Here is a 9,592-nt window from a genome sequence, read left to right on the forward strand (position 1 = left end):
AGGCGATATTACGCCTCTTCGGGAAGTCGCTGACAAACAAAGCGCATGGTTGCGTATTTGGTAAGCTTTTGCTTAAAGTTTAAGCTAGTATAGCATTTTGATTTTGTTTAACTTTTTTAATTATGACTATCGCGTTCCGTATCATTTCAACGCAAATTGGCTAGGTCGATCCGCACATGAATTCCGTTTGGCCCGACACTCCGAACGATGACTTTCGGTCGCTATTCGAGACGCATCCCTCGCCGATGTGGGTCTACGATCCCGAGACGCTGAAATTCCTGATCGTCAACGATGCCGCCCGCGATCTCTATGGCTATCGCCATGAGGATTATATCGGCATGACGGTTCTCGACATCCGCCCGCAGAAAGAGCGCGAGCGTATGCTTGATGCCATTCGGCGCCGGACGGATGTGGAGAAGGCAGAGCGCTGGACGCATCTGAAAGCTGACGGCGAGACATTCGAGGTGCTGACCTACGGCCGCGAAATCCGTTTTGACGGCAAGGCGGCGATCCTTGCGATCGTCCAGGATCGCACGGAGGTCAATGCCGCACGGCGCCAAGTCACCGATACCCGCTCGCTGCTCGACAGCATCGTCGACAATCTGCCGGTCGGCGTTTTCGTCAAGGACATGGCGGAGGACGGTCGCTATATCCTGTTCAACGAGGCCTGCGCGGCCGCCATCGGGCGTCCGGCAAAAGATGTTGTCGGCAAGAACGACCAGGCGGTTTTCCACGCGGAGCAGATCGCGGCATTCCGTCAGCAGGATGAACGCACCTTCGAAACGCCATCGACCGTCAGTTTCGAAGAAACAGTCCGGGGTATGGATGGCGTCACGCGCATCCTGAGGACAGCGAAGCGGGCGCTGCCTGCGCCGAAGGGCGAAGCGCCGCGCTACCTTCTCGGCATTTCCCAGGATGTCACGGAGGAACGCGGCGTCGAGGCAAAGCTTGCGCATCTCGCCATGCATGATTCCCTCACCGGTCTTCCGAACCGCGCCTTCTTCTCCGAAAGCATCGTCCGGCAGGTGGCCTCCGCCACTCCGGAAACACCGATCGCGCTGCTTTACATCGACATCGATCATTTCAAGCACATCAACGACAGCAAAGGGCATGCCGCCGGCGACACGCTTCTGCGCCAGGTCGCGCAGCGGCTTCTGCGGCTTGCCGAGAAAAGTGATCTTGTCGCCCGTCTTGGCGGCGATGAATTCGCGCTGGTGCTGAGGATGACCGATGCCGATCGGGCACAGCGCTTTGCCGATCTGCTGCTGCTGTCGCTTGCGGCCCCCTTCGATCTCGACGGCGTTCGCGAACATGTCACCTGCAGCATCGGCATCGCGATGGCGCCGGACCATGCGGACGATGCCGATGTCCTGATGCGCGACGCGGACCTGGCGCTTTATGCGGCCAAGGGCAGCGGCCGGTCGACCTATCGTTTTTACCAGACCGAGATGCGGCTAGAGGCGGAGCGGCGCCATCAACTCACCGTCGAGCTTCGCGAGGCGTTGCAAAACGGCGAATTCGAGCTTTATTATCAGCCGATCATCCGGCTGGACAATGACGGCCTGTCCGGCTTCGAGGCGCTGATCCGCTGGCGGCACCCGGAGCGTGGGCTGATCCCACCGATGGAGTTCATCCCCGTTGCCGAGGAGACCGGCATGATCGTGCCGATCGGCGAATGGGTGCTGCGGGAGGCATGCCGCACTGCTGCACGATGGCCGAGCCACCTGAAGATCGCCGTCAATCTGTCTGTCTATCAATTCCGGCATGCAGGCCTGCTCGCCACCGTCGTCTCGGTGCTGGATGAGACGGGACTGCGTCCCGAACGGCTAGAGATCGAAATCACCGAATCCGTCCTGCTCTCCGAGGTTGAGCAGAGCCTGCATTTGCTGCGCGCCTTGAAGGAGCTCGGCATCCGCATTGCCATCGACGATTTCGGCACAGGCTATTCCTCGCTCAGTTATCTGCGTTCCTTCGCCTTTGACAAGATCAAGCTCGATCGCAGCTTCGTTGCCGGCATCGAGACCGATCCCGGCAATCTCGCGATCGTCCGCGCCGTCGTCGGCATCGCCTCCGGATTCAATGCCATGACGTTGGCCGAGGGCATCGAGACGGAAGAACAGCTGGGGAAATTGCGGGCCGAGGGCTACAGCGAAGTGCAAGGTTTCCTGCTCGGCCGGCCTATGCCGCGACAGGATGCGGAGGCGCTGATTTTTGGCGAAAAGCGCCCCATGAAGCGGGTTTCATCGCTTTGAGGTGACGGGAACGAAGACGTTCCAGTGTTTCTCCCAACTGTCGTGGACCGTCCTGCCGCAGCTCACCGCGACATTCGGTGCGGACAGGCCATAGGTCTTGGGAACCCACTTGGTCGTCAAGGGAACGGCACATCGCGGCACCTGAATCTTCAGGTTTGGGTCAAGCACCTCCCAATGGGTGCCACGAGACAGATTTTCCGTGGCGATGAATTGTCTCGCCTCTTCCCTGATTTCGAACAGGCCGTGCTTCACGCCGTTCGTCCTGTCATCCTCTATGCCCCGATAGACGGCTTCGGATGCCGGACAATTCTGAGCGGTGGTGACCATCAGGCATAGGGAGAGCAGCACTGTTCGCGGTCGGTCCATATGCTTCTCGCCTTTCATTCGGATGCGAAGTGTTCTGCCATGAAATGATCAAATGGAAAATATTTGGCGTCGCCTGTCGGGAAACGTGATCGGTCATCGTCCTTGGGGCAGCCCGTCGACGGGCGCAATGTTCAAACCTGTTCCGAGGAGACGATCATGACCGATGCAGAACAATCATCCCAGCCCAATATCCCGGCCAAGGGCGGCCTGGTGACCTATGTGATGGTGGATGGCGCCGTGAAGGCCGCCGAATTCTATGAACGCGCCTTCGGCGCCGAGCGTGCCTTCATGTATCCGGCCGATGAGCAGGGCCGGACGATGCATATCCATCTCTATGTCAACGGCAGCTCGCTGATGCTGGGAGATTTTTATCCTGAACATGGCTTTGGAGTGGAAAAGCCGCAGGCCTTCTCGCTGCAACTGCTTGTCGACGACCTCGATCCCTGGTGGGCGCGTGCCGTCGAGGCCGGAGCGGAGGTGATCATGGAGCCGCAGGTGATGTTCTGGGGCGATCGCTGGGGCCAGCTTCGCGATCCCTTCGGTGTCACCTGGGCGATCAACGCGCCTGTGAAGGCATAGTCTCTCCTTCCGATCAGTCGGAGAGCAAGGCCCGCGTTAGCGGATGCGCTGGATCGGCAAGCCCGTCCAATATGGTGAAATGATTCCGGTCCGGCTCGACGATGGTTGCCGCCGCCGCGCCGAGACCGGTCCAGATATTGGCAAGCAGGGTGCTCTGACGGACGAATTCGGAGCGCTCTGCGCCGCCGACCCAGCAGGTGAGGCGGAGGTTGTCCATCGGCTCCAGCAGCGCCGGGCTCTCGGCCATGGCTTCCGCCTCGTCGATGCGCAGTTGCTGGTTCATGGCTCGCCTCATGATTGGGCGTAGATCGTGCAGGCCCGATATGGACAGCACATGGCGGATGCGGATCTGGATCGGTGCGGCAAGCGGCGAGGTGGCGGTGACCATGCGGGTGGCGAGCTGGCCGCCGGCCGAATGCCCTGTGAGGATCAACGGACCATCGATCATCTCGGCCGCAGCGCCGATCGCCGTGGCGATTTCCTTTGCGATGGCGGTGATGCGTATCTCCGGGCAAAGCGTGTAGGAGGGCATGGCGACGGCGTAGCCGTGGGCGATGGGGCCTGCCGCGAGATGCGACGAATAGCTCTTGTCCAGTTCCAGCCAGTAGCCGCCATGGACGAAGACGACCAATCCCTTCGGTTTCTCGGAAGGTAGGAAGAGATCGAAGCGATTGCGCGTGCCGGGTCCGTAGGCAAGGTCGAGCCTGGCTCGTCCGTCCGCAATCAGGCTGTCGCGAAAGGCCTGTGCCGGTCCCACCCAGGCCGCCGGCCAGCGGTCTCCATCAACGACATAGGCGCCGTTGGTATAGGCAACGTCCCAATCGCTGATCCTGAAATAGCTCATTGCCCGATCTCCAGGTTCTTGCCAGTGCTCAGGTCACGGCGGAGCGCACGGCAAAGCGTGCTTCCTGCCAAGATCCGCTGCTCAGAATATCCTCCAACACGCCGGCCGCCTGCCAGACATCGCGGTAGCTGACATAAAGCGGCGTGAAGCCGAAGCGCAGGGTCGACGGCGCACGGAAATCGCCAATGACGCCGCGCTCGATCAGCGCCTGCATGACTTCATAGCCGTTGTCATGGATGAAGGAGACCTGGCTGCCGCGCTTTTCGCTATCGCGCGTGGTGTCCAGCACGACGCCATATTGGCCGCATTTCGCCTCGACCAGGCGAATGAAGAGATCGCTGAGCGCGATGCTCTTCTGGCGCAGCATGTTTAGATCGACCTCGTCCCAGATGCCGAGCGCGCCCTTTAATGCTCTTAGCGACAAGACCGGCGGCGTGCCGCAGAGGAAGCGCTTGATGCCGTCGCCTTCGGCAAAGCCCTGCTCGAAGGCGAAAGGCCGGGCATGGCTCCCCCAGCCGCTGAGCGGCTGGACGATCGAGGCATGATGGCGGTGCGCGGCATAGATGAAGGCTGGCGCGCCGGGTCCGCCGTTCAGATATTTATAGGTGCAGCCAACCGCGAAATCGGCGTTAGCTCCATCGAGGCCGACCGGCAATGCGCCGGCGCTGTGGCAGAGATCCCAGATGACCAGCGCACCGGCCTCGTGGATCCGGCGCGTCAGTGCCGCCATATCGCGCAGCGCACCTGTCTTGTAGTTGACGTGGTTGACGAGGACGGCGGCGGTCTGGTTGTCGATCAGGTTCTCGATATCGTCGGCATCCCGGTCTTCGAGGCGAAGTGCGGTGCCCGGCCGCGTGGAAGTGACACCTTCGGCCATATAGAGGTCAGTCGGAAAACTGTCGCCCTCGGCGACGATGACGCTGCGATCAGGGCGCATCGCCAAGGCGGCGTGCAAGGCCTTGTAGATATTGATCGACGTAGAGTCGGCGACCACGGTCTGGCCGGATGCCGCCCCGATCAGCCGGCCGATACGGTCGCCGAGTTCGAGCGGCAGCTGGAACCAGCCGGCGCTGTTCCAGCTGCGAATGAGGCCATTACCCCATTCCTCCATCATCGCCTGCTTGAGTTCCGTGAAGACATCATGGGAGGCAGCGCCAAGCGAGTTGCCGTCGAGATAGATGACGCCGTGGGGCAGGGCGAAGCGGCTGCGGAAGAAGCGCAGCGAATCGGCCTCGTCCATGGCCTCGATGGCGGCGAGATCGGGAAGGCTGTCCATGTTACTGGCCTCTTTATTCGCGAATGGTTTCCCGGGACGGCGCACCGCCACGGCTGCGGCGGATGCTCGGCAGCGCCAGCATGATCAGCACAAACAGGCCGGTGGCGAGCTTCAGGTTCGATGGTGGCAGGCCGGCGGCAAGGCAGAGCGACACGAGCTGGTAGTAGATGATCGAGCCGACGAAAGGCGCGAGCAACTGCCGCAACACGGTCTGCTTGCCGGTGAAGGCCTCGCCGATCATCAGGGCAGCCAGGCCGTTGATGAGGATGCCGATGCCCATGTTGACGTCGGCAAAACCCTGCGACTGCACCATCAGCGCGCCGCTGGTGGCGGAAAAGGCGCTGGCAAGGCCGACGCCGCCGATGGTCGCGGCCCAGACATTGATGCCCTGCGCCTCGGCCATATCCGGATTGGCGCCGACGGCGCGCATCGCCGTGCCCTTCTCCGTCTTGAAATAGAGGTTGAGGGCAATGAGGACGACGAGGGCGATCACGCCGGCGACGATGATCTTGCTCGCCGGAAAGCCCGGCTGCGTCAGCGGCACCCAGTCGAACACGGTCGGCGAGCCGAAGACCGAGAGGTTCGACTTACCCATGATGCCGAGATTGATGCTGTAGAGCATGGTCGACATCAGGATGCCGGCGAGCAGTGTGTGGATGCGGAAACGCAGGTGAATAAAGGCCGTGCAGCAGCCGGCCGCAAGCCCAACGGCGAAGGCGGCGACGATCGCGAGCGGCGGCGTCACGCCCGCGGCTAGCAGGATGCCGCAGATGCAGCCGCCGAGCGGAAAGGCGCCCTCGCTGGTCAGGTCCGGAAAGCTCAGCATGCGGAAGGGGATCATGATGCCGAGCACGACGAAGCTCAGGATGAAGCTCTGCGCCAGCGTGACCGGGATCAGCGAGATGAAACTCGAAACGGTTGTCTGAATGAAGTCCATGATATCAGCTCACCAGCAGCATGCGGTCGGTCTTGACGGCGAAATGACCGATCAGCTCGGGCACGGTGATCCGGCGTTTTCCCTCGCCGGTGATCTCGAGATGCACACGGCCGGCGTCGAGCATGATGATGCTGTCACCGAAATCGACGGCGTGCTGCATGTTGTGCGTTACCATCAGCGTCGTCAGCTTCAGCGCCTCGACCGTGCGAACTGTCGCCTGCATGACGATATCGGCGGTGCGCGGATCGAGCGCTGCCGTATGTTCGTCGAGCAAAAGGACATCCGGCGAACCGCCGACGGCCATGATCAGCGATAGCGATTGCCGCTGGCCGCCGGAGAGCAGCTCCACCTTCGTATCTAGCCGGTTTTCCAGGCCGAGGCCGAGAACAGACAGCCGTTCTCTATATATGGCAAGCCGGGATGCGTTGAGACCGGGGCGCAGGGCGCGCTTCTTGCCGCGCAGTTCGGCGAGCAGCATGTTTTCGGCAACCGTCATGCTGGCGGCGGTGCCCTTCATCGGATCCTGGAAGACGCGGGCGAGCCGTGCGGCGCGCTTGTGCACGGGCGAACCGGTAACGTCGTCGCCATTGATGATGATCTGACCGGAATCGAGGCTGAGCGCGCCCGAGATCGCGTTGAGCATGCTGCTCTTGCCGGCACCGTTCGAGCCGATGACCACGCCGAATTCGCCTGACTTGAGCGACAGGGTGAGGCCGTCGAGGGCGACCTTCTCGTCCGGCAGTCCCTTGTAGAAAACCTTGCGCGCGGATTTGATGTCCAGCATCCGTGCCTCCTTGAAAAAATGGCGGCGTTGGCCACGCCGCCATGTCTGCTGAATTGTCTGTCGAAGATGCCGCTTGTCAGTTGACGAAGCAATTGCAATCGGCAAGTTCGGCCGGCACCTCGGCGCCGAAGGCCTTCAGAACCGTCTTGTTGATCAGCGGCGCATGGTCGGCATAGGCCGGACGCACCGGGGCGATCGTCTTCGGATCCGCGCCCTTCAGGATCTGCGCGGCGATCTTGCCGGCATTCTCGCCGACCTGCTCGTAATTGACCGCGAAGCTTGCCGGTACGATACCGCTGCGAACCGCGGCGTCATCCGAATTGACGATCGGGATTTGAGCCTGGCGGGCAGCTGCGGAAACGGCGGTGATCGCCGGCTGCAGCAGGTTGGAGGCGGGCGTGTAGATCACGTCGGCCTTGCCGGCCAGCGATGCGATGCGCTGCTGGATGTCGTTGACGCTGTCGACGCCGACGGGAACGACTTCGAAGCCGGCAGCCGGGGCTGCTTCCTTGACCTTTTCGAGCAGGGCGACGTCATTGGCTTCGCCCGGATTGTAGGGCAGGCCGAAGCGCTTGGCGTTCGGCAGCAGCTTCTTGGTGAAGGTCATGATGGCGGCGATATCCTGCAGGTCGGATGCGCCGGTGATGCCCTCGTCGCCCGCGTTCCAGGAAGGTGTGAGCTTGGCGGCGACGGGATCGGTCACGGCCGAGAACACGATCGGGATGCCGGAGCCGGCGAGCGCCTTCTTGGCGATCTGCGAGACCGGCGTGGTGACGGTGTACATCAGCTTCGGATGATCGGACTGCAGCTTGGCGATCATCTGCGGCACCAGCGAAGCGTCGAAGCTGGTGTTGCTCTCGGTGTAGACAACGTCCTTGCCCTCAACGAAGCCATTGTCGGCCAGGGCCTTCTTGAAGCCGGCGATCGAGGCGTTGAGCTGCGGATGCTCGCCGAAATTGGCGATGGCAACCTTGATCGGCTCGGCCGCCGCAGTCGCGACGCTCGCCATGAACGCGCTGGCGAGAACGAGCCCGGACAGCCATTTGGACGTGGATTTACGCATGATTTCCCTCCCGGATGTTGTAAGCAGCCGTGTTTAATCGGCCTTGTTGCGGCGGATCATAGCGCCTGCCGTGTCTCTGTCAATTTCTGATATATGATATGCACCATCAGAACCTTTGATATATATTTTTGCTCCAGAGCCGTTTTATATATAATTTCAGGACTCCGACGACCGGGACGAATACCATGCAGGACAAGGACTCGTTGACCAAGACGGAAGCGGCCTATTGGCTGCTGCGGCGGGATATTCTCAACACGAAGCTCAGGCCCGGCGCATCGTTGAAGCTCAGCGCCCTGCGGGATGCTTATGGTGTCGGCTGGACGCCTTTGCGCGAGGCGCTGTCGCGGCTGGAGGCCGAGAAGCTCGTCACCGCCGTCAGCAATCGCGGCTTCGCCGTTGCACCGGTATCGCGCGCCGAGCTGGAAGACCTGATGCGGGCGCGCATGGTCGTCGAACTGCCGTTGCTGCTGGAATCGATCGAGAGGGGCGGCCCGGACTGGGAATCCGCCGTCGTCACCGCTCACTACCGCCTGTCGCGCTGCAAGATCGTCCCCGATGCCGCTTCCGAGGAAATGGCCGACGAATGGGACGAGAAGCATACGGCCTTTCACGCCGCGCTGATCAGCGCGGCATCATCGAACTGGCTTCAGCGCTTCCAAAGCACGATTTCCGACCAGCTCCGCCGCCATCACCGCTTCCTCGGCCTGGCGCCGACACAGCGCGCCGCGGCCGGCCTGACGATCGGCTACGAAAAGGCGGTCGCCGCTTTGCGCGACGCTATGGCGATGGAACACCATACGACGCTGATGGAGGCGGCGCTCGACCGAGATATCGAGCGCGCCAGGATGCTGATGACCGAGCATATCGGTTATACGTTGCAGGTGTATATCCGCTCCGAGGATGAGATTGGGTAGCGCTACAGTATCCAAACATCGCACATAATTCTATGATATCAATTAGTTATGTTGATGCATTAGCCGATTTGACGCTATCATTATCCTCCGGTTTCCGATTGCGGTGGTATCCCGGTGGTATCTCGCTCAAAGTCCTGGAGGCGGCAAATGGGCAAACGAAGTGCTGTGCTGCTGACGAAGCGCGTCGTCGATGCGGCTCAACCCAATCGTGAACGTTACCACGTTTGGGATAGCGAGCTTTCAGGCTTTGATCTCCGCGTTGGTCCTACAGGCGTGAAGACTTTCATCCTCAGGTATCGAGCAGATGGTGGCGGTCGATCAGCCACCCAGCGCATCTTGACTATCGGACGTTTTGGTTCAGTCACCGTTGAGCAAGCAAGAAAACTCGCCAAGGCTAAGCTCGGTGGCGTTGCGGCTGGGGAAGATCCGGCCGGTAATCTCCGGGCAAGGCGCCGAGAGATGACGATCAGTGCGCTCATCGATTTTATGAGAAGGAGGGCTGCGTCGTCCAGCGCGGCTGGCGGCAAGGTGAGCCGATGAAGGCAAGAACCAAGACGGCGATGTCACGTTGTTCGCT

The 9,592-nt window shown here is 61.2% G+C and carries 10 protein-coding genes; 4 read left to right on the forward strand and 6 right to left on the reverse strand.

Annotation, left to right across the window (positions count from 1 at the left end; translation table 11 throughout):
- Positions 1 to 176 precede the first annotated feature (176 nt).
- Complete coding sequence (locus tag PMI03_RS21095; RefSeq protein ID WP_007697616.1) at positions 177 to 2,252, forward strand: bifunctional diguanylate cyclase/phosphodiesterase; 2,076 nt, start codon at positions 177 to 179, stop codon at positions 2,250 to 2,252.
- Here PMI03_RS21095 and PMI03_RS21100 read toward each other — a convergent pair.
- The gene (locus tag PMI03_RS21100; protein WP_007697619.1) at positions 2,241 to 2,618 is read right to left on the reverse strand and encodes a hypothetical protein; all 378 of its coding nucleotides are present in this window, start codon (positions 2,616 to 2,618) and stop codon (positions 2,241 to 2,243) included. The genes PMI03_RS21095 and PMI03_RS21100 overlap by 12 nt on opposite strands.
- A gap of 156 nt (positions 2,619 to 2,774) precedes the next feature.
- Between PMI03_RS21100 and PMI03_RS21105 the strand changes: the two genes are divergently transcribed.
- Positions 2,775 to 3,197, forward strand: a complete 423-nt coding sequence (locus PMI03_RS21105) for a glyoxalase/bleomycin resistance/extradiol dioxygenase family protein (RefSeq protein WP_007697632.1) — start codon at positions 2,775 to 2,777, stop codon at positions 3,195 to 3,197.
- Positions 3,198 to 3,210: 13 nt separating this feature from the next.
- Here the strand turns inward: PMI03_RS21105 and PMI03_RS21110 are convergent, their stop codons facing one another.
- The 5 genes from PMI03_RS21110 to PMI03_RS21130 all read right to left on the reverse strand — a co-directional run bounded on the left by PMI03_RS21110 (position 3,211) and on the right by PMI03_RS21130 (position 8,101).
- Complete coding sequence (locus PMI03_RS21110) at positions 3,211 to 4,041, reverse strand: alpha/beta hydrolase (protein WP_007697635.1); 831 nt, start codon at positions 4,039 to 4,041, stop codon at positions 3,211 to 3,213.
- A 28-nt stretch (positions 4,042 to 4,069) separates the two neighbouring features.
- Positions 4,070 to 5,317 (reverse strand): kynureninase, encoded by a 1,248-nt coding sequence (kynU, locus tag PMI03_RS21115; RefSeq protein WP_007697639.1) that lies wholly within the window; start codon positions 5,315 to 5,317, stop codon positions 4,070 to 4,072.
- Between the two features lie 13 nt (positions 5,318 to 5,330).
- A complete protein-coding gene (locus PMI03_RS21120; RefSeq protein ID WP_007697642.1) occupies positions 5,331 to 6,254 on the reverse strand; it encodes an ABC transporter permease in 924 nt (307 codons plus the stop codon).
- 4 nt (positions 6,255 to 6,258) lie between these two features.
- Entirely contained in the window at positions 6,259 to 7,038 is a 780-nt protein-coding gene (locus PMI03_RS21125; protein WP_007697643.1) for an ABC transporter ATP-binding protein, read from the reverse strand.
- Between the two features lie 76 nt (positions 7,039 to 7,114).
- The gene (locus tag PMI03_RS21130) at positions 7,115 to 8,101 is read right to left on the reverse strand and encodes an ABC transporter substrate-binding protein (RefSeq protein WP_007697644.1); all 987 of its coding nucleotides are present in this window, start codon (positions 8,099 to 8,101) and stop codon (positions 7,115 to 7,117) included.
- A gap of 185 nt (positions 8,102 to 8,286) precedes the next feature.
- On the opposite strand from PMI03_RS21130, the gene PMI03_RS21135 reads away from it, so the two are divergent.
- Together PMI03_RS21135 and PMI03_RS21140 are read left to right on the forward strand one after the other, a co-directional pair.
- Positions 8,287 to 9,015, forward strand: a complete 729-nt coding sequence (locus tag PMI03_RS21135; protein WP_007697645.1) for a GntR family transcriptional regulator — start codon at positions 8,287 to 8,289, stop codon at positions 9,013 to 9,015.
- A gap of 147 nt (positions 9,016 to 9,162) precedes the next feature.
- Positions 9,163 to 9,555 (forward strand): Arm DNA-binding domain-containing protein, encoded by a 393-nt coding sequence (locus PMI03_RS21140; RefSeq protein ID WP_007697646.1) that lies wholly within the window; start codon positions 9,163 to 9,165, stop codon positions 9,553 to 9,555.
- The last annotated feature ends 37 nt before the right edge of the window (positions 9,556 to 9,592 follow it).

Source organism: Rhizobium sp. AP16 (assembly GCF_000281735.1).
GTDB lineage: Bacteria > Pseudomonadota > Alphaproteobacteria > Rhizobiales > Rhizobiaceae > Rhizobium > Rhizobium rhizogenes.